This is a genomic window from Streptomyces sp. NPDC090499, assembly GCF_044769305.1.
Taxonomy (GTDB): Bacteria; Actinomycetota; Actinomycetes; order Streptomycetales; family Streptomycetaceae; genus Streptomyces.
Window position 1 is genome coordinate 292,133 of record NZ_JBIVXP010000003.1, and the last position, 24,043, is coordinate 316,175.

21 protein-coding genes and 1 pseudogene are annotated in these 24,043 nt (G+C 72.9%); 12 read left to right on the plus strand and 10 right to left on the minus strand.

Annotated elements, in window-relative coordinates:
- Positions 1-119: 119 nt before the first annotated feature.
- The gene (locus ACIQVL_RS13325) at positions 120-620 is read right to left on the minus strand and encodes a phosphatase PAP2 family protein (protein ID WP_403438298.1); all 501 of its coding nucleotides are present in this window, start codon (positions 618-620) and stop codon (positions 120-122) included.
- Positions 621-759: 139 nt separating this feature from the next.
- On the opposite strand from ACIQVL_RS13325, the gene ACIQVL_RS13330 reads away from it, so the two are divergent.
- Both ACIQVL_RS13330 and ACIQVL_RS13335 read left to right on the plus strand, forming a co-directional pair.
- Positions 760-2,115: an FAD-binding protein gene (locus ACIQVL_RS13330; protein ID WP_403475355.1), complete on the plus strand. Its 1,356-nt coding sequence runs from the start codon at positions 760-762 to the stop codon at positions 2,113-2,115.
- Between the two features lie 25 nt (positions 2,116-2,140).
- Positions 2,141-2,896, plus strand: coding sequence for a decaprenylphospho-beta-D-erythro-pentofuranosid-2-ulose 2-reductase (locus ACIQVL_RS13335; protein WP_403438304.1), 756 nt, complete (start codon positions 2,141-2,143; stop codon positions 2,894-2,896).
- Positions 2,897-2,994: 98 nt separating this feature from the next.
- On the opposite strand, the gene ACIQVL_RS13340 is transcribed toward ACIQVL_RS13335, so the two are convergent.
- From ACIQVL_RS13340 to ACIQVL_RS13350, 3 genes are all read right to left on the minus strand, one after another.
- On the minus strand, positions 2,995-3,573 hold the full coding sequence (locus tag ACIQVL_RS13340; RefSeq protein WP_403438306.1) for a 2'-5' RNA ligase family protein: 579 nt from the start codon (positions 3,571-3,573) through the stop codon (positions 2,995-2,997).
- A gap of 142 nt (positions 3,574-3,715) precedes the next feature.
- The gene (trpS, locus tag ACIQVL_RS13345) at positions 3,716-4,729 is read right to left on the minus strand and encodes a tryptophan--tRNA ligase (RefSeq protein ID WP_403438307.1); all 1,014 of its coding nucleotides are present in this window, start codon (positions 4,727-4,729) and stop codon (positions 3,716-3,718) included.
- Between the two features lie 101 nt (positions 4,730-4,830).
- Positions 4,831-6,285, minus strand: a complete 1,455-nt coding sequence (locus tag ACIQVL_RS13350; protein ID WP_403438309.1) for a glycine hydroxymethyltransferase — start codon at positions 6,283-6,285, stop codon at positions 4,831-4,833.
- Positions 6,286-6,705: 420 nt separating this feature from the next.
- On the opposite strand from ACIQVL_RS13350, the gene rocD reads away from it, so the two are divergent.
- A complete protein-coding gene (rocD, locus tag ACIQVL_RS13355; protein ID WP_403438311.1) occupies positions 6,706-7,911 on the plus strand; it encodes an ornithine--oxo-acid transaminase in 1,206 nt (401 codons plus the stop codon).
- A gap of 28 nt (positions 7,912-7,939) precedes the next feature.
- On the opposite strand, the gene ACIQVL_RS13360 is transcribed toward rocD, so the two are convergent.
- Both ACIQVL_RS13360 and ACIQVL_RS13365 read right to left on the minus strand, forming a co-directional pair.
- A complete protein-coding gene (locus ACIQVL_RS13360; RefSeq protein WP_403475356.1) occupies positions 7,940-9,124 on the minus strand; it encodes a glutathionylspermidine synthase family protein in 1,185 nt (394 codons plus the stop codon).
- A gap of 7 nt (positions 9,125-9,131) precedes the next feature.
- Positions 9,132-9,476 (minus strand): hypothetical protein, encoded by a 345-nt coding sequence (locus ACIQVL_RS13365; RefSeq protein ID WP_403475357.1) that lies wholly within the window; start codon positions 9,474-9,476, stop codon positions 9,132-9,134.
- A gap of 325 nt (positions 9,477-9,801) precedes the next feature.
- On the opposite strand from ACIQVL_RS13365, the pseudogene ACIQVL_RS13370 reads away from it, so the two are divergent.
- Together ACIQVL_RS13370 and ACIQVL_RS13375 are read left to right on the plus strand one after the other, a co-directional pair.
- Positions 9,802-10,740: pseudogene (locus tag ACIQVL_RS13370) on the plus strand (hydrolase); the annotation flags it as partial.
- A 115-nt stretch (positions 10,741-10,855) separates the two neighbouring features.
- Positions 10,856-11,683 (plus strand): DMT family transporter, encoded by an 828-nt coding sequence (locus ACIQVL_RS13375; protein WP_403438486.1) that lies wholly within the window; start codon positions 10,856-10,858, stop codon positions 11,681-11,683.
- A gap of 92 nt (positions 11,684-11,775) precedes the next feature.
- Here the strand turns inward: ACIQVL_RS13375 and ACIQVL_RS13380 are convergent, their stop codons facing one another.
- Entirely contained in the window at positions 11,776-12,297 is a 522-nt protein-coding gene (locus tag ACIQVL_RS13380; protein ID WP_403475358.1) for a CGNR zinc finger domain-containing protein, read from the minus strand.
- Between the two features lie 137 nt (positions 12,298-12,434).
- Complete coding sequence (locus ACIQVL_RS13385) at positions 12,435-13,160, minus strand: DUF3050 domain-containing protein (protein ID WP_403438318.1); 726 nt, start codon at positions 13,158-13,160, stop codon at positions 12,435-12,437.
- A gap of 272 nt (positions 13,161-13,432) precedes the next feature.
- Between ACIQVL_RS13385 and ACIQVL_RS13390 the strand changes: the two genes are divergently transcribed.
- The 6 genes from ACIQVL_RS13390 to ACIQVL_RS13415 are packed head-to-tail and all read left to right on the plus strand — an operon-like array spanning position 13,433 to position 21,272.
- On the plus strand, positions 13,433-14,020 hold the full coding sequence (locus ACIQVL_RS13390) for an antibiotic biosynthesis monooxygenase (protein WP_403475359.1): 588 nt from the start codon (positions 13,433-13,435) through the stop codon (positions 14,018-14,020).
- Positions 14,021-14,050: 30 nt separating this feature from the next.
- Entirely contained in the window at positions 14,051-16,207 is a 2,157-nt protein-coding gene (gene pabB, locus ACIQVL_RS13395) for an aminodeoxychorismate synthase component I (protein WP_403475360.1), read from the plus strand.
- On the plus strand, positions 16,204-17,712 hold the full coding sequence (locus ACIQVL_RS13400) for an AMP-binding protein (protein WP_403475361.1): 1,509 nt from the start codon (positions 16,204-16,206) through the stop codon (positions 17,710-17,712). Before pabB ends, ACIQVL_RS13400 begins: the two co-directional genes overlap by 4 nt.
- Positions 17,713-17,714: 2 nt before the next feature.
- Complete coding sequence (locus ACIQVL_RS13405; protein WP_403475362.1) at positions 17,715-19,286, plus strand: class I adenylate-forming enzyme family protein; 1,572 nt, start codon at positions 17,715-17,717, stop codon at positions 19,284-19,286.
- Entirely contained in the window at positions 19,283-20,452 is a 1,170-nt protein-coding gene (locus ACIQVL_RS13410; RefSeq protein WP_403438327.1) for an FAD-dependent monooxygenase, read from the plus strand. Before ACIQVL_RS13405 ends, ACIQVL_RS13410 begins: the two co-directional genes overlap by 4 nt.
- Positions 20,453-20,471: 19 nt before the next feature.
- A complete protein-coding gene (locus tag ACIQVL_RS13415) occupies positions 20,472-21,272 on the plus strand; it encodes an aminotransferase class IV (RefSeq protein WP_403475363.1) in 801 nt (266 codons plus the stop codon).
- Between the two features lie 141 nt (positions 21,273-21,413).
- On the opposite strand, the gene ACIQVL_RS13420 is transcribed toward ACIQVL_RS13415, so the two are convergent.
- Together ACIQVL_RS13420 and ACIQVL_RS13425 are read right to left on the minus strand one after the other, a co-directional pair.
- Positions 21,414-21,893, minus strand: coding sequence for a carboxymuconolactone decarboxylase family protein (locus ACIQVL_RS13420; protein ID WP_403438332.1), 480 nt, complete (start codon positions 21,891-21,893; stop codon positions 21,414-21,416).
- A 52-nt stretch (positions 21,894-21,945) separates the two neighbouring features.
- Positions 21,946-23,409, minus strand: a complete 1,464-nt coding sequence (locus ACIQVL_RS13425) for a PLP-dependent aminotransferase family protein (RefSeq protein WP_403475364.1) — start codon at positions 23,407-23,409, stop codon at positions 21,946-21,948.
- A 47-nt stretch (positions 23,410-23,456) separates the two neighbouring features.
- Between ACIQVL_RS13425 and ACIQVL_RS13430 the strand changes: the two genes are divergently transcribed.
- Entirely contained in the window at positions 23,457-23,954 is a 498-nt protein-coding gene (locus ACIQVL_RS13430; protein ID WP_403475365.1) for a carboxymuconolactone decarboxylase family protein, read from the plus strand.
- Positions 23,955-24,043: the final 89 nt, after the last annotated feature.

Sequence of the window (24,043 nt, forward strand, 5' to 3'; positions counted from 1 at the left end):
TCGTTTCAGCAGCGCCCGTCGCCGGAGCCGTCGCGGCAGTGCCCTGCGCCGGTGCGGTCGCGGGAGCGCCCTGCGCCGGTGCCGTTCCGGCGGCCTCCTTCGCGGCGGCGTGCGCGGTCTCAGTCACGGCCGCCTCCGCTCATCCAGCGTGCCCCGGCGCGGGCCGTGAGCGCCCCGAGGGCCGCGCCCGCCGCCACGTCGGTCGGGAAGTGCACGCCCACGACCAGCCGGGACAGGCACATGGCGGCCGCGAGCGGCGCGAGGGCGGGCACCCCGAGCGCGCCGAAGGCGACGGCTGCGGCCGTCGCGGAGGTGGCGTGCGAGCTGGGGAAGGAGTGCCGGCCCGCGGTGCGCATCCGGGGCCGCACGTGCGCGGGGCGGGCCCGGCGTACGACCCGTTTGACGCCCATGCTGCCGAGGTGCGCGACCGCGACGAGCGCTGTGCCGCGCACCCAGGCGCCGCGCCGCGCGCCGTCCACGGCGGCTCCGGCGAGGCCCGCCGCGAGCCAGAGCGCGCCGTGCTCACCCGCGAGGGAGAGACCGCGCGCGGCCGACGCGACGCGTGGATCGGCGCCGCAGGCGTGCAGTGCGGAGAGGATCCGGTGGTCCATGTCGTCCATTGGACTCACTGTTCACCTTCACCCCGCCAAAGCTACGACCATATTGAGCGACATTCGGATAATCACCCGTTTCGGGGAGTCAGGCGATCTCTCGTGGCCAATAGCGCTAATTGCCCATAACGGGCGTTACGGTCGCCGTATGTCTGGAGAGACCGTCCCCGTCACCGGCTGGGGCCGCACCGCCCCCACCGCCGCCCGCCTGATCCGCCCCCGGACCTACCAGGAGGCGGCGGACGCGATCCGGCACTGCGGGGCGCGCGGCGGTATCGCGCGGGGCCTCGGCCGGGCCTACGGCGACGCGGCACAGAACGCCGGCGGTGCCGTGCTCGACATGACGGGCCTGGACCGCGTCCACGCCATCGACGCCGACGGCGGCACCGTGCTGTGCGACGCCGGGGTCTCGTTGCACCGCCTGATGGAGGTGCTGCTGCCGCTCGGCTGGTTCGTCCCGGTGACCCCGGGGACCCGCCAGGTGACGGTGGGCGGCGCGATCGGCGCCGACATCCACGGCAAGAACCACCATGTCTCGGGGTCGTTCTCCCGTCACGTGCTGTCCTTCGAACTCCTCACCGCGGACGGCCAGGTCCGCACGGTGGGCCGCGGCACCCCGCTGTTCGACGCGACGGCCGGCGGCATGGGTCTGACCGGAGTGATCCTCACGGCGACCGTCCGCCTCCTGCCCGTCGAGACGTCGTACATGTCCGTCGACACCGAACGCGCCACCGACCTCGACGACCTGATGGCCCGCCTGACCGGGACCGACCACCGCTACCGCTACTCGGTCGCCTGGATCGACCTGCTCGCGCGCGGGGCGGCGACCGGGCGCGCGGTGCTCACCCGCGGCGACCACGCGCCCAGGGAGGCGCTCGCCGGGAACCGCCGCGCCGGGCGCGCCCCGCTGGCCTTCCGCCCTCGCGAGCTGCCACCCGCCCCGGCCTTCCTCCCCGACGGCCTCCTCGGCCGCACCAGCGTCGGCCTCTTCAACGAGCTCTGGTACCGCAAGGCACCCCGCGCCCGGGTCGGCCAGCTCCAGCGCCTCTCCGCGTTCTTCCACCCCCTGGACGGCGTCCCGCACTGGAACCGCGTCTACGGCCGGGCCGGGTTCGTCCAGTACCAGTTCGCCGTCGGACACGGCCAGGAGGCCGCCCTGCACCGGATCGTGGCCCGGATCTCCGAGCGCCGCTGCCCGTCCTTCCTGGCGGTCCTCAAGCGCTTCGGCGAGGCCGACCCCGGCTGGCTCTCCTTCCCCGTGCCCGGCTGGACCCTCGCCCTCGACATCCCCGCCGGGCTGCCCGGCCTCGGCACCTTCCTCGACGAACTCGACGAGGAGGTCGCGGGCGCCGGCGGCCGCGTCTACCTCGCCAAGGACGCCCGGCTCCGTCCCGACCTGCTCGCCGCGATGTACCCGCGGCTCGCCGACTTCCGCGCCCTGCGCGCGGAGCTGGACCCACGCGGAGTCCTCGTCTCCGACCTGTCCCGCCGTCTCGGTCTCTAGTCCTCCTCTAGCCCCAGGAGTTGCCGTGAAGGACGCCTTCGGAATGCCCCAGTCGCTGCTCGTCCTCGGCGGTACGTCGGAGATCGCGCTGGCCACCGCACGCCGGCTGATCGCCCGCCGCACCCGCACGGTCTGGCTGGCCGGCCGCCCCTCCCCCGGCCTGGAACAGGCCGCCGAGCAGCTGCGCGCCCTCGGCCCCGACGTCCACACCGTCCCCTTCGACGCACTCGACCCCGAGTCCCACGAGAGCGCCCTCGGCAAGGTCTTCGCCAACGGCGACATCGACCTGGTCCTGCTCGCCTTCGGCGTCCTCGGCGACCAGGCCACCGACGAACGCGAACCGGTCAACGCCGTGCGCGTCGCCCAGACCAACTACACCGGCGCCGTCTCGGCGAGCCTGGTCGCCGCACGGGCCCTGCAGGCCCAGGGCCACGGCTCCCTGGTCGTCCTCTCCTCCGTCGCCGGCGAACGCGCCCGCCGCGCCAACTTCATCTACGGCTCCAGCAAGGCGGGCCTGGACGCCTTCACGCAGGGGCTGGGCGACGCGCTGCACGGGACGGGCGTGCACGTGATGGTCGTACGGCCGGGGTTCGTCCGCACGAAGATGACGAGGGGCCTGGCGGAAGCCCCGCTCGCCACCACCCCGGAGGCGGTGGCGACGGCCATCGAGCTGGGCCTGCGCAGGCGCTCGGAGGTGGTGTGGGTGCCGGGCGTGTTGCGGGTGGTGATGTCGGGGCTCAGGCACACACCGCGTTCGGTCTTCAGGAGGCTGCCGATCTGATGCCGGCCCGCTGGAACGCGCCCCCTCAGGGGCGCTGGGGGTACCCCCAGCCGAAGGCTGGGGGAGGAACTGCGCGGCCAGCCCCCACCGGCCCGCGGCTACCGACCGGCGATGCTCCCCTGCTCCACGTGCCCCACCTGAGGAGGAACGACAGAACCCCCGAAGGCGTACTCGTGCAGCTTCCGCCACACCCCGTCCGCCCCCTGCTCGTACAACGCGAACCCCGTGCACGGCCACTCGGCCTCGAAGTCCGCGAGCTCGGCGAACGCCCGGTCCATCGCCGCCTCGTCGATCCCGTGCGCGACGGTCACGTGCGGGTGGTACGGGAACTGCAGCTCCTTGGCGAGCGGCCCCGACTCCTCCCGCACCCGCTGCTGGAGCCAGGCACAGTCGTCAGCGCCCTGGACCACCCGGACGTAGACGACCGGCGACAGCGGCCGGAAGGTATCCGTACCGCACAGCCGCATCGGGAACGGCCGGCCCACCGCGGCGACCTCGCCCAGGTGGGCCTCCACCGCGGCCAGCGCCCCCGCGTCGACCTCCGTCGGCGGCAGCAGGGTCACGTGCGTGGGGATGCCGTGGGCCGCGGCGTCGCCGAAGCCCGCGCGCCGCTCCTGGAGCAGGCTGCCGTGAGGCTCCGGGACCGCGATCGACACGCCGATCGTTACGGTCCCCACGTCATCTCCCGTCGGTCGTGGTGGGCGGACGCATGTCGGGTTCGTACCCGGGCGTCCGGCTATCGACTGTACGGCCACGGCCGCCTCCCGGGCAGCCGTGGCCGAAGTGATGTGCAGCGCTTCGCTTCGCGCCGTTTCCGGCTCAGTGCTTGGCGGGCAGGAAACCGACCCTGTCGTAGGCCTGGGCAAGGGTCTCGGCCGCGACCGCACGCGCCTTCTCGGCACCCTTGGCGAGGATCGAGTCGAGGGTCTCCGCGTCGTCCAGGTACTGCTGGGTGCGCTCCCGGAACGGGGTGACGAAGTCGACCATGATCTCGGCGAGGTCGGTCTTGAGCGCGCCGTACATCTTGCCCTCGTACTCCTGCTCAAGCTCGGCGATCGACTTGCCGGTGAGGGTGGAGTGGATGGTGAGCAGGTTGGAGACGCCCGGCTTGTGCTCGGCGTCGTAGCGGATGACCGTGTCCGTGTCGGTGACCGCGCTCTTGACCTTCTTCGCGGTCGCCTTCGGGTCGTCGAGCAGGTTGATGAGGCCCTTCGGCGTGGACGCCGACTTGCTCATCTTGATCGACGGGTCCTGGAGGTCGTAGATCTTCGCCGTCTCCTTGAGGATGTACGGCTTCGGGATGGTGAAGGTCTCGCCGAACCGGCCGTTGAAACGCTCGGCGAGGTCCCGGGTGAGCTCGACGTGCTGGCGCTGGTCCTCGCCGACCGGGACCTCGTTGGCCTGGTAGAGCAGGATGTCCGCGACCTGGAGGATCGGGTACGTGAACAGGCCGACGCTCGCGCGGTCGGTGCCCTGCTTGGCGGCCTTGTCCTTGAACTGGGTCATCCGGCTGGCCTCGCCGAAGCCGGTGAGGCAGTTCATGACCCAGGCGAGCTGGGCGTGCTCGGGGACGTGGCTCTGCACGAACAGGGTGCAGCGGTCCGGGTCCAGGCCGGCGGCGAGCAGCTGGGCCGCGGCGAGCCGGGTGTTGGCGCGCAGGTCGGCGGGGTCCTGCGGGATCGTGATCGCGTGCAGGTCGACGACCATGTAGAAGGCGTCGTGGGTCTCCTGGAGGGCTACCCACTGGCGGACGGCGCCGAGGTAGTTGCCCAGGTGGAACGAGCCGGCGGTGGGCTGGATGCCGGAGAGCACGCGGGGACGATCTGAGGCCATGCTCACCATTCTCTCAGAGAGCTCGGGTGGTTTCGGTGCGTGGGGAACTGCGGGCCGGTGGGGGTCGTTCACGCAGTTCCCCGCGCCCCTTACAGGGCGCTTCAGCCGAGGTCGATCTCCGGGTACAGCGGGAAGCCGGCGACCAGGTCCGTCGCGCGCTGGGCGATCTCCGTGGAGACCTTCTCGTCGAGGACGTGGGAGGCCTTGGAGGGGGCGCCGGACTTCGTCGTGCCCGGCTCGGTGGCGGTCAGGACGCGGTCGATGAGGCCCGCCACCTCGTCCATCTCCGCCGTACCCAGGCCGCGGGTGGTGAGCGCGGGCGTGCCGATGCGGATGCCGGAGGTGTACCAGGCGCCGTTCGGGTCGGCGGGGATCGCGTTGCGGTTGGTGACGATGCCGGAGTCGAGGAGGGCGGACTCGGCCTGGCGGCCGGTGAGGCCGTACGACGTCTCGACGTCGATCAGGTTGAGGTGGTTGTCGGTGCCGCCGGTGACCAGGGTGGCGCCGCGCCGCATCAGGCCCTCGGCCAGCGCGCGCGAGTTGTCGACGATGCGCTGGGCGTAGTCCTGGAAGGAGGGCTGCCGGGCCTCGGCGAGGGCCACGGCCTTGGCGGCCATGACGTGCGGGAGCGGGCCGCCGAGGACCATCGGGCAGCCTCGGTCGACCTGGTCCTTCAGGGAGTCGTCGCACAGGACCATGCCGCCGCGCGGGCCGCGCAGCGACTTGTGGGTGGTCGTGGTCACGATCTGGGCGTGCGGGACCGGGTCGAAGTCGCCGGTCAGGACCTTGCCGGCGACCAGGCCGGCGAAGTGCGCCATGTCGACCATCAGCGTGGCACCGACCTCGTCGGCGATCTCGCGCATGATCCGGAAGTTCACCAGCCGGGGGTACGCGGAGTAGCCGGCGACGACGATCAGCGGCTTGAAGTCGCGGGCCTGGGCGCGCAGCGCGTCGTAGTCGATGAGGCCGGTGGCCGGGTCGGTGCCGTAGGAGCGCTGGTCGAACATCTTGCCGGAGATGTTCGGGCGGAAACCGTGCGTGAGGTGACCGCCGGCGTCCAGGGACATGCCGAGCATCCGCTGGTTGCCGAAGGCCTGGCGCAGCTCGGCCCAGTCGGCCTCGGAGAGGTCGTTGACCTGGCGGGCGCCGGTCTTCTGGAGGAAGGGGACCTCGACGCGGTCGGCGAGGACGGCCCAGAAGGCGACCAGGTTGGCGTCGATGCCGGAGTGCGGCTGGACGTAGGCGTGCCGGGCGCCGAACAGTTCGCGGGCGTGCTCGGCGGCGAGCCCCTCGACGGTGTCGACGTTGCGGCAGCCGGCGTAGAAGCGGCGGCCGATCGTGCCCTCGGCGTACTTGTCGCTGAACCAGTTGCCCATCGCGAGCAGGGTCGCCGGGGAGGCGTAGTTCTCCGAGGCGATCAGCTTGAGCATCTCGCGCTGGTCGGCGACCTCCTGGCCGATGGCATCGGCGACCCGCGGCTCGACGGCGCGGATCACGTCCAGTGCGGCGCGGTAGGCGGTGGACTCGGTGGACAGGGGCGCGGACTTGTCTGGCATTCGGGACCTCCGGACATGGCGTTCGGCATTCACGGTTCGGCCCAGGCGCACGGCACTCGGTCACGACGCGGGCCGCTCCCCGATGGTCGGTCCCATCCTCGGGGTCTGCCGTCACATTCCCGCCTGCCCCGCGACGCCTGGCACGCGCTCCCCCAGAGGGGGTGCCCCCAGCGGCGTTGTCGTCGGTCACCGACGCTCCGCGTCGACTCCCTCCTCCGCCTTGCAGCTGCACGCACCAGCCGCCGCGGGGCCCGCCCTCCGGGCGGACGACGGGAATGTGACGGCAGACCCCAGCGCGCCAGTCACGGCCCGTGGATCACATTACCGGGCACGCCGGGCCCGAGGGCCGTGGCGTCCACCAGTCGGTCCGGGGCAGAGGGTAGGAAAGGGGGCAATCCCGCCGCGCCATCTGGAGTCGCCGTGACCCGTACGGAAGCCCTCGTCGCCGCCGCCGACGCGCACAGCGCGCACACCTACGACCCGCTGCCGGTGGTGATCGCGACGGCCGACGGCGCCTGGATGACGGACGTCGAGGGGCGCCGGTACCTGGACTTCCTGGCCGGTTACTCGGCGCTGAACTTCGGCCACGGCCACCCGCGCCTGGTCGCGGCGGCGAAGGCTCAGCTGGAGCGGGTGACGCTCACGTCGAGGGCGTTCCACCACGACCGGTTCGCCGCGTTCTGCACCCAGCTGGCCGAGCTCTGCGGGATGGAGACGGTGCTGCCGATGAACACCGGCGTGGAGGCCGTGGAGACGGCGGTGAAGACGGCCCGGAAGTGGGGGTACCGGGTCAAGGGCGTGCCGGCCGGGAGGGCGAAGATCGTGGTGGCGGGCGGGAACTTCCACGGCCGTACGACGACCGTGATCAGCTTCTCCACGGATCCGGAGGCACGGGCTGACTACGGGCCGTACACGCCGGGCTTCGAGATCGTGCCGTACGGCGACCTGACCGCGATGCGGGCCGCGGTGACCGAGAACACGGTCGCGGTGCTGCTGGAGCCGGTCCAGGGCGAGTCGGGAGTGATCGTGCCGCCGGAGGGCTACCTGGCCGGGGTGCGGGAGCTGACCCGCGAGCGGGACGTGCTGTTCGTCGCGGACGAGATCCAGTCCGGGCTGGGGCGGACCGGGCGGACGTTCGCGTGCGAGCACGAGGGGGTCGTACCGGACGTGTACGTCCTCGGGAAGGCGCTGGGCGGCGGGGTGCTGCCGGTGTCGGCGGTGGTGGCGAACGCCGAGGTGCTCGGGGTGTTCCGGCCCGGCGAGCACGGGTCCACCTTCGGCGGCAATCCGCTGGCCTGCGCGGTGGCTCTGGAGGTGATCGCGATGCTGCGGACCGGGGAGTTCCAGGAGCGGGCGGCCGAGCTCGGGGAACTGCTGCACCGGCGGCTGGCGGAGATGACCGGGAGCGGCCGGGTGACGGCGGTGCGGGGGCGGGGGCTGTGGGCCGGGGTGGACGTGGATCCGGCGGTGGGTTCGGGGCGGGCGGTGGCGGAGCGGCTGATGGAGCGGGGGGTGCTGGTGAAGGAGACGCACGGGGTGACGGTGCGGGTGGCTCCGCCGCTGGTGGTGGCGGAGGAGGATCTGGAGTGGGGGGTGGAGCAGCTGTGGGAGGTTCTGAGCGCCTGACGGGGAGGGGCGATTCTGTGGGTGGCGCTCAAAGGATCACGTGCGGCAGGAAGCGGGCGTAGTCGTCCGTCACCAGGCCCGACGACTCACGTATGCCGAGGCCCGCCGCCTCCTCGCCCACGACCCACGCGCCCAGCACCACATGGTTGCCGTCGAAGCCGGGTAGCGGAGCCAGCTCCTGGTAGCAGCAAGGCTCTTCGCGTACGACGGGCTCCGCGCCCGGCGGGTGGACGAGGACGCCCGCGCCCTCGCGGCCCAGCAGCGGCTTGCTGACGTAGCCGCGTCCGGTCGCGAGCTCTCCCGGTCCGTCGACGTAGGCGGGGAGGAGGTTCGGGTGGCCGGGGTACAGCTCCCAGAGGACGGCCAGCAGGGCCTTGTTGCTGAGCAGCATCTTCCAGGCGGGCTCGATCCACATCGTGGTGCCGGTGCCGCCGCCGTTGTCGAGGGTGTCGAGGACGTGGGCGGCGAAGGCGTCGGTGGTGAGCCACTCCCAGGGGTAGAGCTTGAAGCAGCTGCGGATGAACCGGAGCCGGTTGTCGACGAAGCGGCCGGAGAGGCTGTCCCAGCCGATCTCCTCCATGGGGATCCAGTCGGTGGCGAGGCCCGCCTGTTCCGCCGTCTCCTTGAGGTACGCGACCGTCATCAGGTCCTCGCCGAGTTCGTCGGCGGACGAGTGGGCGAAGTGCAGCGGGGCGCCGGGCGGGAGGAGGGGGGCCTGTTTCCGCCAGGCCGCGACCAGGCGTTCGTGGAGGCTGTTCCACTGGTCGGCGCCCGGGAAGCGGTCCTCCATCCAGAACCACTGTGCCGACGCGGCCTCCACCAGGGAGGTGGGGGTGTCCGCGTTGTACTCCAGGAGCTTCGCCGGGCCGGTGCCGTCGTAGCGCAGGTCGAAGCGGCCGTAGAGGGAGGGGAGTTCGGCGCGGCGGTGCCAGGAATCGGTGACGGCCGCGGCGACGCGCGGGTCGGTGATGCCCAGGTCGGCGAAACGATTCTCCGCGACCATGCGGTCCGCCGCCGCCAGGCACATGGCGTGCAGTTCCTCGACGGTCTCCTCCAGCGCCGCCACCTCGTCGAGGGTGAAGACGTAGTAGGCGCTCTCGTCCCAGTACGGGCGGAGGATGCCGTCGGGGTGGCGGGTGAGGGGGTAGATCAGGCCCTGTTCCTCGACGGTGCGCTGCCAGCCGGGGCGGGGTTCGGTCATGCGGCGTTCCACGGCGCGGTCAGCCGCCGGAGCTGCCGTGGCCGCTGCCGAAGCCGCCCCGCTTGACGCTGTGGCCGCCACCGGAGGAGCCGCCCGAACCGCTGCGCGGCTTGGTGAAGGAGCCGCCGCTGACCCAGCCGACCTTCTTCTTGCCGCCGTAGTAGTAGCCCGCGTCGACGGCGGACCTGGCCGAGGTGCAGTTCTTGTCGGAGACGACCTGGTAGCCCTTGGCCGCGGTGTAGCTGTCGCGGTCGACGCAGCGCTTGTCGGGGTCGGCGGAGCAGGCGGTCAGGGCGGCGGCCAGCAGGCCCATGCCGCCGAGGACGACCGTGCCCGAGCGCAGTTGCCGGCGCGTGTCCGCCATGTTCGTTCTCCCCCGTGCGATGCGATGTCCGGCGAAAGCTTAGACGAGCGGTTTCGAGCCACCACCGGACGGTGTCGAGTTGTCATGCACAGGTAAGAAAAGCATGTGAAGTCGCCGGACTCCTGTCGGCGCGCCACATCCCGCCGGTACCGTCCAGCTGTCCCTGGGTGAACGATCAACTTCGGACTCTACGCGCGCAGAACAAGCTTCGCCCCCACACCCGCGTTTCTCCGACCGCGTTTCCCTCTACGCGCGCAGACCGACTCGTGACGCACCACCCGCACCGCCATCCCTCTCGCACCCCCCACCGATGGAGGAATGACAGATGCCCGGCTTCGCCGTACCGCGCCGCAAACTCACCACAGCCCTGACCGTGCTCGGCCTGCTCACCGCCGGCGCCGCCGTCCAGGCCACCGGCGCCGCGACCCCCGCCCACGCGGCCACCACCTACAAGGTCCTGTTCGACGACGGCCACGCCGAGGAGGCCGGCAACGCGGACTGGATCATCTCCACCAGCAAGCCCGACCCGCTCGCCCAGGACTCCGCCCCGTCCTCGGACAAGGACTGGACCGGCGCGCTCTCCTCGTGGGGCATCGCCCTGCAGAAGACCGGCGACTACAGCCTGAAGACCGCGACGAGCGCCCTCACCTACGGGGGGTCGTCGACGACCGACCTGTCGAAGTTCGACGCGCTGGTGCTGCCGGAGCCCAACACCAAGTTCACCACCGCCGAGAAGACGGCGATCATGAACTTCGTGAAGGCCGGCGGCGGGCTGTTCATGATCTCGGACCACACCGGGGCCGACCGCAACAACGACGGCTACGACGCGGTCGAGATCCTCAACGACCTGATGACGAACAACAGCGTGGACTCGACCGACCCGTTCGGGTTCTCGATCGACTCGCTCGACATCGGCTCCGGCTACCCGAAGGCCGTCAGCGACAGCAGCAACGCGGTGCTGCACGGCGGCTTCGGCACGGTCACCAAGAGCCTGATCGCCGACGGCACGACCGCCACCCTGAAGCCCTCGGACAACTCCGCCGTCAAGGGCCTGGTCTACCGCAGCGGCTACACCGGGAACACCGGCGCCTTCTTCGCCACCAGCACCTTCGGCAGCGGCCGGGTCGCCTTCTGGGGCGACAGCTCCCCGATCGACGACGGCACCGGCCAGTCCGGCAACACGCTGTACGACGGCTGGAACGACACCGGCGCCACCAACGCCGCCCTCGCCCTCAACGCCACCGCCTGGCTGGCCGGCGCCAGCTGACGTCCGGGACGCCCGAGGAGCGGGTCCGGGGTCGCCCCGGACCCGCTCCTTCTCACCCTTCCCCGCGATCACCCCGGGCCCCCTCCCCTACAGTCCCTCTGTGCTCTTCGGAATGGTGTGTGCCCTCGCGGCCGCGATCTGCTTCGGTACGGCGACGGTCCTGCAGGCGATGGCCGCGCGGGCGGCCGGTGACGGCGCCGGCGGTGAGGCCGCCCTGCTGCTGCGGGCGGTGCGGCAGTGGCGGTACGTCGTCGGGCTGGGTCTTGACGGGCTCGGGTTCGTGTTCCAGATCCTGGCGCTGCGGGCGCTTCCCCTCTACGCGGTGAGCGCGGCCCTGGCCTCGTCGCTCGCGGTGACCGCGGTGGTCGCGGCGCGGCTGCTGCGGGTGCGGCTGAGCGGGATGGAGTGGGCTGCGGTGGGGGTGGTGTGCGCGGGGCTCGCGATGCTGGGGCTGGCGTCGGGCCCGGAGGGGGGCCGGGCCGGGTCCGTGACGTTGAAGTGGGTGATGCTCGGGACCGCGGTGGGGGTGCTGCTGCTCGGCCTGGCCGGCGGGCGGCTGACCGGGCGGGGGCGGGCCCTGGTCCTCGGTCTCGGGGCGGGGTTCGGGTTCGGCGTGGTGGAGGTGTCGGTGCGGCTGATCGACACCCTGCGGCCGGCCGGGCTGCTCACCAACCCCGCGACGTATGCGCTGCTGGTCGGGGGCGGGAGCGCCTTCATGCTGCTGACCTCGGCGCTGCAGCGCGGCTCGGTGACCACGGCGACGGCCGGCATGGTCATCGGGGAGACGATCGGCCCGGCCGCAGTCGGGGTGGTGTGGCTCGGGGACCGCACCCGGGAGGGGCTGGCCTGGCTCGCGGTGCTCGGTTTCGCGGTGGCCGTGGCGGGGGCGCTGGCCCTGGGCCGGTTCGGGGAGGCGCCGGTCACGGCCGAGGAGGAGTGAGCCCGCCGTCCGGGGGCGGCGTCCGACGTCAGTCCGTCACGACGTCCGCCCGTCACGACGTCCGCCCGTCACGACGTCCGCCGGTCACCGCGTCAGTCCGTCACGGCGTCGCGGGTGCGCTGGTAGTGGCGTCGCGCCTTCATCCGGTTGCCGCACACGGCCATCGAACACCAGCGGGCCTTGTTGGTCCTGCTGCGGTCGATGAGGAACAGCCGGCACTCCGGGTTGGCGCACGGCCGCAGCCGGCCCGGCAGCGTCTGCTGCACGCCGCTCCACGCCATGACCGCCTCCGCGGCCATGCGGTGCTCCGCGGGGGCGGCCAGCTGCCACGACACGCCCGTCGGCGAGAGCTGGGGGCGGGAGGTGACGCCCGCCAGGAGCGGGGCCAGTGCGGTGGCGGGCAGGCTGCCGCGCACCACCCCCTGGAGGGCGTCGCGAGCCGCGACGAGGCCGCGCAGCTCGGCCGCCGTCCCGCTGCCGCCGTGCGCCCGCTGCCAGGTCCGCGCCGCCGCCGGGTCCGCCAGCAGGTCCTGGGCGACCCCGTCGACGACCGGCGTGCTGTTGAGGAGCTCCAGCAGCAGCGCCTCCTGCTGTTCCCGGTCGGCCACCGCCATCCCTCCTAACCGAATCGACGCATCAGACAGGTTACACGGGCGACCGTGCACCCGACTGCCTCACCCGCTCGGCCAGGGAGAAGATGCCGCCGGCGGCGCGGGGCGGCCTCCCGGCCCCTCGCCTTCGGCCGGCGCACTCACCCCATCGCGGCCGTGATCCCGTCCCACAGCCGGGACCTGGCCTCCAGGGCGACGAGCACGGTCTCGGTGGCCTCGCGCCAGCGGGCGTCGTCCGTGCCGCACAGGTCGGCGACCATCTGGAGGGCCATGGGGGTGTGCTCCTCGCCGTCGACCTCGATGTGCCGGGCGAGGTAGTCCCGGAAGAGCGGGAAGCGGCCGGTGCCCTCCTCCTTGACGACCTGGTCGAACATGTCCGGGATCAGGTCCTCGCGGGAGAAGGCGAAGGCGGCGGCCCGGCAGTGCAGCGGGCGGTCGGCGATGATGCCGAAGGTGGTGCGCACGAACTCGGCGGCCGGCGCGGGCACCTGGGCCACCCGCAGCGCCGCCGGCACGTCGTGGCCCTCGGCGAGGAGCGCGACGAAGGTGTCGACGGGGGCGGTGTCGGCGTCCGCCTCCGTCATGGCGGCGCGGTAGAGCTCGAAGTGGCTGGTGAAGCCGCCGTTCAGGGCGTCGCTCTCCTCGACCAGCACGATGTCGTTGACGAGCCTGCGGGCCACCGCGGAGCCGCGGGGCACCCAGGGGACGTCGATGCAGGTCAGCTCCTGCTGGAGCGACTTGAGCAGGGACATGAAGTCCCAGACGGCGAACACGTGGTGGGCCATGAACGTGGCCAGGCGTTCCCGGTCCGATATTCGCTGGTAAAGCGGGTGCGCGGTCACTTCCTTGCGCGCCGGTTCGATCACGGATCGCGCCTGATCGATTGCCTGTCGACCCTCTTCGGTCAAATTCCAGACGTACCTCGACATGGCGGCCTCCTTGGTTCTGGGACGGCGATCGTGCAATGCCGGAGGACGGCCGGGCAAGCACTTTCCTGAATTACGGGCGAGTTACCAGAAGTAGCGGGCGGCAGACCACGGCAAGCACATAGAAAGCGCTATAAAGAGACACGATCCGGACATCAAAAAAACTCGTTGAATCTTTGAACGCGAGTTGTGTCCATTCCGTAAAGGACACCGTGACCAGTAATCCCGTCACCGTCACCGTGGCCTATCACGTGATGCCGGGTCGCGAGGCCGACTTCCACTCGTGGGGGTGGGCCATGCTGGGCGCGAGCGCCCGCCGGCCGGGGTTCCTCGGCGGCGGCGTCCTAGTCGACCAGGAGACGGAATGGCATGTCGTGTATCGCTTTGCCACCGAGGACTCGGCGCTGGCCTGGGAGAACTCCCCAGACCGGAGCGAGTGGGAGTCCCGCGCGGACGGCATCGCCCGGCCCACCGGGCGCCGTAGCGTACGCGGGTCGAAGGAGTGGTTCGACTCGCTGGCCGGGCCGCCGCCCGTGCCACCGACGCCCACCCCTCCGGCGAAATGGAAACTGTGGTTCATCAACATGAGCGCGGTGTTTCCGCCGGTCCTGCTCTTCAACATCATCGTGATTCCGCATCTCGGCGGCCTCAATCCGCTCATTCGCACTCTGCTGCTCTGCCTCTGCGTGACAGCGCTTGTCACGTGGATTCTCATGCCGCGGCTTCAGCGTTTCTTCAAGAAATGGCTGTATCCCCCGCTCCAGGCGCTGCGCGGGCGGCACAAACGACGGGCCGCATAGGCCCGGGAACGACCCGAGGGAGGTGGGCGGGTGAAGACCCTGCTCATCGACAATTACGACTCGTACACCTACAACCTGTTCCAGCTGATCGCCGAGGTCAACGGCGAGGAACCGGTGGTGATCCGCAATGACGAGCCGGCACCGCCCGCTCTCGCGGAGTTCGACAACGTGGTGGTCTCGCCGGGCCCCGGGCATCCGGGCGACGGCCGTGACTTCGGCGTCAGCGCCCGGGTGATCGCCGAGGCCGCGGTCCCCGTGCTCGGCGTGTGCCTGGGCCACCAGGGCATCGCGCTCGGGGAGCGGGCCCGGGTGGCACCCGCCCCGCAGCCGCGGCACGGACACCTGACCCGGGTGCGGCACGACGGGCGGGACCTCTTCGAGGGGCTGACCCAGGACTTCACCGCCGTCCGCTACCACTCCCTCGCGGTGCACGAGCCGCTGCCCGCCACGCTGGAGGCCACCGCCTGGGCCGAGGACGGCGTCCTGATGGGGCTGCGCCACCGCGAACGGCCGCTGTGGGGCGTGCAGTTCCACCCCGAGTCGGTGCTCACCGAGTACGGCCACCGCATGCTGGTGAACTTCCGCAACCTCACCGCCCGCCGGGCCCGCAGAGCGCGCACCAAGAACACCGCCGTCCCGCCGGCCGAGGCCGCGATCCCCCGGCCGAGGCCCCCGGCGAGCGCGGCCGTCCCCCGCCCCCGCCAGGCCGGCGTGCCCGCGTACCGCCTGCACACCCGGCAGATCGCCGGCGCCGTCGACACGGAGGCCGCCTTCACCCGCCTCTTCGCCGCCTCGCCGCGCGCGTTCTGGCTGGACAGCTCGCTCGTCGAGGAGGGCCGCTCGCGCTTCTCCTTCCTGGGCGACGACAGCGGCCCGCTCGCCGAGTTCGTGCGGTACGACGTCACGGCCGGCCGATGCGAGGTCGAGCGGGCCGGACGGCCGCCGCGCAAGGTGTCCGCGAGCGTCTTCGACTACCTGAAGCGGCAGTTGAGCAGCCGCCGGGTGGACGCCGGCGGGCTGCCCTTCGACTTCACCGGCGGCTATGTCGGCTACTTCGGCTACGAGACCAAGGCCGACTGCGGCTCCCCGAACCGGCACCGGGCCGACACCCCGGACGCCTGCTGGCTGTTCGCGGACCGGCTGATCGCCGTGGACCACGAGGCGGACGTCACCTACGCGGTCTGCCTGGCGGAGAACTCCCCGCAGGCGGCGCGGGCCGCCGACGAGTGGCTGACGGACACGCTGGCCCAGCTCAGCTTCCTGGCCCCGGCCGTGCCCCGGCCGGCGCCGCCCGCCGCCCCGGAACCGGACCTGGCGGCCGCCGAGCCCTGGCTGGTGCGCGACCGGGCCGCCTACCTCGCCGACATCGGGGCCTGCCAACGGGAGTTGCGGGCCGGCACCAGCTACGAGATCTGCCTGACCGACGCGGCCCGGCTGCCCGCCCCGCCCGACCCGTACGCCTTCTACCGGGAGCTGCGCCGCGTCAACCCGGCGCCGTACGCGGCCTTCCTGCGCTTCGGCGACCTGGACGTGGCGGGTTCCTCGCCGGAGCGGTTCCTGCGGATCACCCGGGACGGGGTGGCCGAGGCCAGGCCCATCAAGGGGACCGCGCCGCGCGGGGCGACCCCGTTCGAGGACGCACGGCTGCGGGACGCGCTGGCGGCGGACGCCAAGACCCGCGCCGAGAACCTGATGATCGTCGACCTGCTCCGCAACGACCTGGGCAAGGTCTGCCGTACCGGCACCGTCCGGGTCCCGCGCCTCATGGCCACCGAGTCGTACGCGACCGTGCACCAGCTGGTGTCGACGGTGACCGGGCGGTTGAAGGCCGGGACGGACGCCGTGGACTGCGTGCGCGCCTGCTTCCCGGGCGGTTCGATGACCGGCGCCCCGAAGCTGCGCACGATGGAGATCATCGACGGCCTGGAGACCGAGGCCCGGGGCGTGTACGCGGGGGCGCTCGGCTACCTCGGGTGCAGCGGCGGCGCGGACCTGAACATCGTCATCCGGACGGCCGTGATGACGGGCGGCCGGATGCAGCTGGGCGCGGGCGGGGCGATCGTCCTGGACTCCGACCCGGCCGCCGAGTACGACGAGATGCTGCTGAAGACGGCCGCGCAGATGCGGGCGCTGCGGGAGCACACGGCGCCGGCCGCGGCGGACGCCGTCGAGGAGGCCGCCCGATGACCCCGGCCCCCGCCGTCACGGCGACCGCCAACCTCGCCGCCCGGCTCACCGAACTCGCCGAGCGACAGGGGTGGCACGACCGTCCCGCCTTCCACCAGGGCCATCGCACCTGGACTCACGGCGAGGTGCACGACCTCGGGGCGCGCACCGCGACGGTCCTCGCCGGGCACGGCGTCGGCCCCGGCGACCGGGTGGTGCTCGCGCTGCCCGACGGGATCGCCTGGGTGGTGGCCTTCCTCGCCCTCGCCCGGCTCGGCGCGGTGGCCGTCCCGGTCAACCCGGAACTCCCCACCGCCGACCACGCGTTCATGGCCGCCGACACGGAGGCGGTGCTGTGCCTGACGGGCCCCGGTCTCGAGGACCGGTTCGCCAGACGGGTCCGCCTCGGCGCCGACCAGCTGCTCGCGCTCGCCCCCGCCGCCGCACCGGCCCCCGCCCACCCGGTGGACGCGGACAGCCCGCTGTACGTCCAGTACACGTCCGGGACGACGGGCAGACCCAAGGGCGTCGTCCACACCCACGCCCACCCCGCCGCGTACCACGACCTGATCGGGCGGCGGCTGCTCGGGATCACCGAGGCCGACGTGACCCTGTCGGTGTCCGGGCTGTACTTCGCGTACGGCTTCGGCAACGCCTTCGTCTTCCCGCTCTTCTCGGGGTCCAGCGCCGTCCTCGCAGACCGGCGTCCGAACCCGGCCGCCGTGGACGAACTGATCGCCCGGCACCGGGTGACCCTGCTGTACTCGGTGCCGTCCGCGTACGCGGCGCTGGTCGCCGACCGGGGCACCGGGCACCAGGCCTGCTTCACCTCGGTACGGGCCGCCGTGTCGGCCGGCGAGGGGCTGCCGGCCGGGCTCGGCGACCGGGTCACGGAGCTGCTGGGCGCGCCGGTCCTGGAGCAGATCGGCTCCACCGAGGCCGGGCACGCCTTCTGCGCCAACGGCCTCGGCCACAACCACCCCGGCACCGTCGGGCGTCCCGTCCCCGGCTTCGAGGTGGAGCTGCGCGACCGCGACGGGCACCCGGTGCCGGACGGCCACGAGGGCGAGCTGTGGGTGCGCGGACCGACGGTGACGCCCGGCTACCTGAACCGGCCCGAGGACACCGCGCGCACCCTCGTGGACGGCTGGCTGGCCACCCACGACCGGGCGGTCCGCGAACCCGACGGCGCCTACCGGCACCTGGGCCGCGCCGACGACATGGAGATGGTCGGCGGGATCACCGTCTCCCCGCTGGAGGTGGAGGCCGTGCTGCGCACCCATCCCGGGGTGCGCGAGGTCGCGGTGGCCGCCGTACCGGACGGGACCGGCACGGGACGGCTGCGCGCCTTCGTGGTCCCCGCCGCCACCCCGGCGCCGGACGGGCTCCCGGACGAACTGCTGGCGCTGGCCCGGCAGCGGCTGGCCGCCTTCAAGGTCCCGCGCAGCGTCAGCCTGCTGCCTTCCTTGCCCCGCACGTCGTCGGGGAAGCTCCGCCGCCACCTGGTCCGCCGGGGCGCGTGGTGACCATGACTGAGAGGACCGTCTCCATGCAGGAGTCCCTGATCGGCGACCGCGGCTTCTACCTCGGCCCGCTGTTCCGGCGGGCCGCCGACCGGCACGGCGGGGTGTTCGTCACCCTGGACCGGCCCCTGGACACCCATCCGGACCTCGGCGTCCGGCTGAGCTACCCGGAACTGGCCGACGCCGTCGAGGAGTTGTCGGCACGGCTGTGGGCGGCCGGGGTACGACCGGCCGAGCAGGTCGTCGTGCACAAGACCGACAACGTCGACATCGTGCTGCTGACCTGCGCGGTCTCCCGGATCGGCGCGGTGCCCGTGCTGCTCTCCCCCGCGCTGTCCGGCGAGACGGTCGGCAGGCTGCTCGCCCGGCTCCGGCAGCCGTGGCTGGTCACGGACGCGGCGAAACTGGCCGGCCTGGAGGTCACGGGCCTGGTCCGGCAGACCCTCACCGTCGACAGCGTGCCCGGTGTGGTGTCGCTGGCGGAGCACACCGGCGCGAAGGTCCCGCCGCCGATCCGGCTGCACCCGCGCGAACCCGCCCTGATCACCCACAGCTCCGGCACCACCGGCGTCCCCAAGCTCGCCGTGCACTGCCCGCAGACCATGTGGAACCGACTGGTCCCGCAGCAGGCGATGGGCTGGCCCACCCGCGGCGAGGTCGCGGCCCTGCACATGTCCTTCGTGCACTCCCGCTTCTACCACCTGCTCGGCGTCCTGCTGCACTACGGCAGCCCGCTGCTGCTGATCACCGACCCGGACCCGGCGAAGGTCGGCCCGATGCTGGCCCGGCACCGGCCCGGCATCGTCGAGACCCACCCCAACACCTTCGTCCTGTGGGAGGAACTGGCGGACGCGCCCGGCGCCCCGCTCTCCCGCGTGAAGTCGTACGGCTCGACCTTCGACGCCATCCACCCGCGCACGGTACGGCGGCTGCTCGACGCCTCGAAGCGGCGCAGCCCGTGGCTGCTCCAGCTGTACGGGCAGAGCGAGACCGGTCCGGTCGCCTTCCAGTGGTTCACCCGCCGGAGCGTGTCCCGCGCCGACGGGCGCCGGGTCGGGATCGGGATCCCGGGCTTCACCAGCGTCCGCGTCACCGGCCCCGACGGGCGGCCCGCCGCGCCCGGCACCCCCGGCCGGATCGAGGCCCGTACCCGGGGCCGCATCCTCACCTACCTCGGCGCCCGTGAGCAGTACGAGCGCCAACTGGACGGCGAGTGGTGGCAGATGGGCGACATGGGCTACCGGAACCGGCTGGGCGCGCTGTACCTGACCGACCGGGAGATCGACCGGATCGACTCCGTGCGCAGCAACCTGGAGGTGGAGGACACCCTGATGGACCGGCTGGAGGAACTGCGTGAGGTGGTCATCGTGCCGGGCGCGGAGAGGGAGCCGGTGCCGGTGGTGTGCGTGCGCGGGGAACGGCCGCTGGACCCCGAGCGGTGGCGGGCGGCGACCGCCGACCTGCCGGCGATGGCGGAGCCGCGGCAGTGGCGGTTCGAGGAACTGCCGATGACGGCGACCTGGAAGGTGAAGCGGGTGGAGATCACCCGCATGCTGGCGGAGGGGGCGCGCACGTGACCCCGGCCGTCGTGGTCGGTGCCGGTCCTGTGGGCCTGTCGGCGGCGCTTGCGCTGCGCGCGCACGGGCTGCCGGTGCTGCTCCTCGAAGCCGACCCCGAGGACCGTGAACGGCCGGGCAGCCGCGCCCTGTTCGTCCACCGCGAGACCCTCGCGCTGCTCGACGCGATGCGGCCGGGGCTGGCCGGGGAGATCACCTCGTACGGCCGGACCTGGCACACCAGGCGCACCCTGTACCGGGGGCGGGAGGTGTACTCCCGCACCTTCCCGCCCCCCTCCGGACGGCCGCCCTTCACCAGCCTGCGCCAGGTGGACACCGAACGGTTCCTGCGGGACGCGTGCGCGGCGGCGGGCGTGGAGTTCGCGTGGAACGCGCGCGTGATCGGCGTCCGCACCACCGCCTCGGACGTGTCGCTGAGCTGCGCCGACGGCCGGGAGCTGACGTGCGGCCACGCGATCGCGGCGGACGGCGCGCGCTCCGCCGTGCGGGCCGGGCTCGGCATTCCCATGGAGGGCACGCACGGCGAGGGCTTCCACGTGGTCGTCGACGTCGCGGACCGGCCGGGCGCCGAACTGCCCCTGGAACGGGTCTTCCACTACGAGCACCCCGGCGTCGGCGGCCGCAGCGTGATGCGGGTGCCCTTCACCGGGGGCTTCCAGGTGGACCTCCAGTGCCACGCCCACGACCGGGCGGAGGAGTACGGCACCGAGGAGGCCGTCCGCCGCTGGCTGCCCGGGGTGGTCGGCGAGGGCTACGCGGACCGGATCCTGTGGGTGTCGACGTACCGCTTCCTGCGCAAGGTCGCGGCCTCCTTCACCGACCCGCACCGGCGGGTGCTGCTCGCCGGGGAGGCCGCACACCTCTTCCCGCCGTTCGGGGCGCGGGGCATGAACAGCGGGATCGCCGACGCGGCGGCCGCGGCGGAGGCCGTCGCGAACGGCACGGTGGCGGACTTCGCGGTGGTACGGCGGGCCGCCGCGCTGTTCAACAGCGAGGCGGCCGGGGCCGCCCTGGACCAGCTGCGGCCCCGGCGCCGGACCGTCCGGCTGCGGCAGCGCGCGGCGGCGGCGCTGGCGCCGGTCCTGCCGTCCTGCGGCTCCTGGCTGGAGCACGCCCCGTACGGGCCGCGGGGCGGGGCGGCGGCGCTGTCGGGCCGGAAATACTGAGGGCGGCGAAGGAGGAGTCATGACACGACCGGCGGTGGCGGAAGGCGTGTTCGCGTGGTCACCGGCCGCGGGGCTGCGGCCCGTCGAGGACCCCGGACCCGGTGAGCCGCTGCTGGTCGCGGACTCCTGGCTGGTGCGGGACGGCCGGGTGCGCGGCCTCGACCGGCACCGGGACCGCTTCGTGCGGTCCTGCGGCGAGTGCGGCGGGCCGCCGGAGTACCGGCTGCTGGAGTTCTGGCGGGCCATGACGGCCGCGCTGCCCCGCGCCGGCGCCTGGTTCCCCCGCGTCGAACTCACCCTCCACCACGTACGGCTGCGGCTGCGGCCCGCCCCGCCGCTCGGCACCACGGTCGAGGTCTGGGCGACCGGCCAGCCGGACCCGCGCACCGTGCCCCGCCGCAAGGGCCCCGACCTCGACGCCCTGGCCCGCCTCCGCGCCCGCGCGGCCGAGGCGGGGGCTCAGGAGGCGGTGCTGGTGACCCCGTCCGGGGTGGTCCTGGAGGCGGCCACCACCAGCGTCCTGTGGTGGGAGGACGACACCCTCTGCCTGCCATCGCCCCGCCTCCCGGTACTCCCCGGCGTGACCCTCGCCCTGATCCGGGAGCGCGCCGAGCACACCGGCATCCGCACCGCCCACCGCGAACGCACCCTCACCGAGCTGGCGGCCCGCGAGGTGTGGCTGGTCAACGCCCTGCACGGAATCAGACCGGTGACACGGTGGGTGGGAGGACCGACCAAGGCCGGCACGGCAACACGGGCACCGGAATGGCGGAAGTGGCTCGACGAGGAGATACCGGAGCAGCTGGAAACACGCGACTGAACAGCGCCCCTTCAGGGGCGCTGGGGGTACCCCCGGCCGAAGGCTGGGGGAGGAACTGCGCGACCAGCCCCCGCCGGCCTGCGGCCGAAATACACAAAAAAACCGGCCCGGCGATAATCCACCGGGCCGGAAATCGCGTTTCTATTTGGGCTGATAAGCCCCGGGAACCATCCGCGTCGCAATAGCGATCCGGTTGTACGCGTTGATGACGGTCGCCGCCCACACGAGCGCCGCGACCTGCGCCTCGTCGAAGACCCCGGCGGCCTCCGCGTACACCGCGTCCGGCACGTGGCCGTCCGCGACGAACGTCACGGCCTCGGTCAACGCCAGTGCGGCCCGCTCCCGTTCACTGTAGAACGGCGTCTCCCGCCACGCGTCCAGCGCGTAGATCCGCTGCTCGGTCTCGCCCTGCGCACGAGCGTCCTTCGTGTGCATGTCGAGGCAGAACGCGCAGCCGTTCAGCTGGGAGGCACGGATTCTGACCAGTTCGAGTATTTCCGGTTCGACCTTGGCCTCCTGGGCCGCGGTGACCGCGGCGGCATGCAGGGAACCCATCGCCGAGGAGACGTCCGGGGTGATTTTCTTGAGGGCCACACGGGAAATCTGATCGCCATTGCTCATGGGGGAGACTCTAGCCTCCGTAATTCAATTACGGAGGCCGTTGTCCGGGAATTCAGGCGACGCCGGTCACAGCCGGGTCGGACAGCACCGTGCACAGGATGTCCAGCGCGCCCGACCAGGCGTGGTCGGGCGGGGTGCCGTAGCCGAGGACGAGGGCGTCCGGGGCCTCGGCGGCGGCCCCGGGATGGCGGTGGCGCGGGACGAGTCCCTCGACGGCGAGGCCGCGTTCGGCGGCGGCCCGGACCACCCGGCGCCCGGTGCCGGGCGGCAGCAGCAGCACGGCGTGCAGGCCCGCCGCGATGCCGGTGACCCGGATCGCCGGGGCGCGCTCGGCGAGGGCCCGGACCAGGGCGTCCCGGCGCCGCCGGTAGCGGGAGCGGGCGGCGCGGACGTGCCGGTCGTAGCCCCCGGAGGTGATGAACTCGGCCAGGGTCAGCTGGTCCGGTGCCCCGCAGGTGTCCGCGCCGCCCTTGACCGCCGCCACCTGCCCGGCCACCGCCGGGGGCAGCACCATCCAGGCCAGCCGCAGTCCGGGCGCCAGGGACTTGCTGGCGGTGCCCAGGTAGACCACCTCGTCGGGGGCGAGTCCCTGGAGGGCGCCGACGGGCCGGCGGTCGTAGCGGAACTCGCCGTCGTAGTCGTCCTCCAGGACCAGGCCGCCGGTGCGCCGCGCCCAGTCCACGACGGCGGCCCGCCGGTCGTGGTGCAGCGGTACGCCCATCGGGAACTGGTGGGAGGGGGTCAGCAGCACGGCCGCCGGTCCCCGGTCCAGTTCCCGGGTGTCCGTGCCGAGTTCGTCGAACGGCAGCGGGACCTGGCGGAGGCCGGCCGCCGTGAGCAGCTGCCAGTGCTCGTCGAGGCCGTACGACTCCACGGCGACCGTGTCCGCCCCGCGGGCCCGCAGCAGCCGGCCGAGCAGGCTCAGGCCGTGCGAGAACCCGGCGCAGATCACGATCCGTTCGGGGTCGGCGCGCACACCCCGGGCGCGGGCGAGGTAGGCGGCGAGCGCGGTGCGCAGTTCCACGCGGCCGCGTGGATCGCCGTAGCCGAAGGCCTCGTTGGGGGCGGCGGTGAGGGCGCGGCGGGCGGCCTTCAGCCACTCGGTGCGCGGGAACGCGGAGACGTCGGGGAACCCGGCGCGCAGGTCGTAGGCGGGCAGGTGGGCGGCCGTTCCCGCGGGGGGCTCCGGCTGCCGTGCCGGTGCCACGCCCGTCGCGACCCGGGTGCCGGAGCCCTGCCGGGCGGTGAGCCAGCCCTCGGCGACGAGGTCGGCGTAGGCGTCGGCGACGGTGTTGCGGGCGATGGCCAGGTCGGCGGCGAGGGAGCGGGAGGAGGGCAGCCGGGTGCCGGGGAGCAGCCGGCCGCTGCGCACGGCCTCGCGCAGCGCGTCGGTCAGGCCCCGGCGCAGGCCCGGACCGGCGGCCGGCTCCAGGTGCAGGTCGATACCCAGGGCGGCCCGCGTGGTCCGGGCGGCCGAAGCGGGCCGGGCCGGCGGAGTGGCCCATGCTTTCTCCATGGAAATGGACCATACCCCTGGGCTGCCTGGCACCTAGTGTCGGCACCATGAGCAATCAGGAAAGCGCCGAGTACGCCCCCGAGCACACCCCCCGCCTCGCCTGGGCACAGCACGCGCCCGACGTCTACAAGGCGATGGTCCGTCTGGACGGGGCCGCCCGTAAGGGCCTGGACGCCAAGCTGTTCGAGCTGGTGAAGATCCGCGCCTCGCAGCTCAACCACTGCGCGTACTGCCTCGACATGCACACCAAGGACGCGCTCGCGGCGGGCGAGAGCATCGCGCGGATCGTCCAGCTCAGCGCGTGGGAGGAGTCGAAGCACTTCTACACCGAGCAGGAACTCGCGGCGATCGAGCTGACCGAGGCCGTCACGGTGCTCACCGACGGCTTCGTGCCCGACGAGGTCTACGAGCGGGCCGCGAAGCACTTCGACGAGGTGCAGCTGACGCAGCTGATCGCGTCGATCATCGTGATCAACTCCTGGAACCGGTTCGCCGTGACGACCCGCATGGTCCCCGGGCACTACACGCCGGGACAGCACGGGTGATCCGGACCGGGCCGTCGAGGGCCCGCTGCGCATGTGCGCCCGCGTGGACGGCGAGGGCCCCGCGCCCGCCGGACTCGGCGAACTCGGGG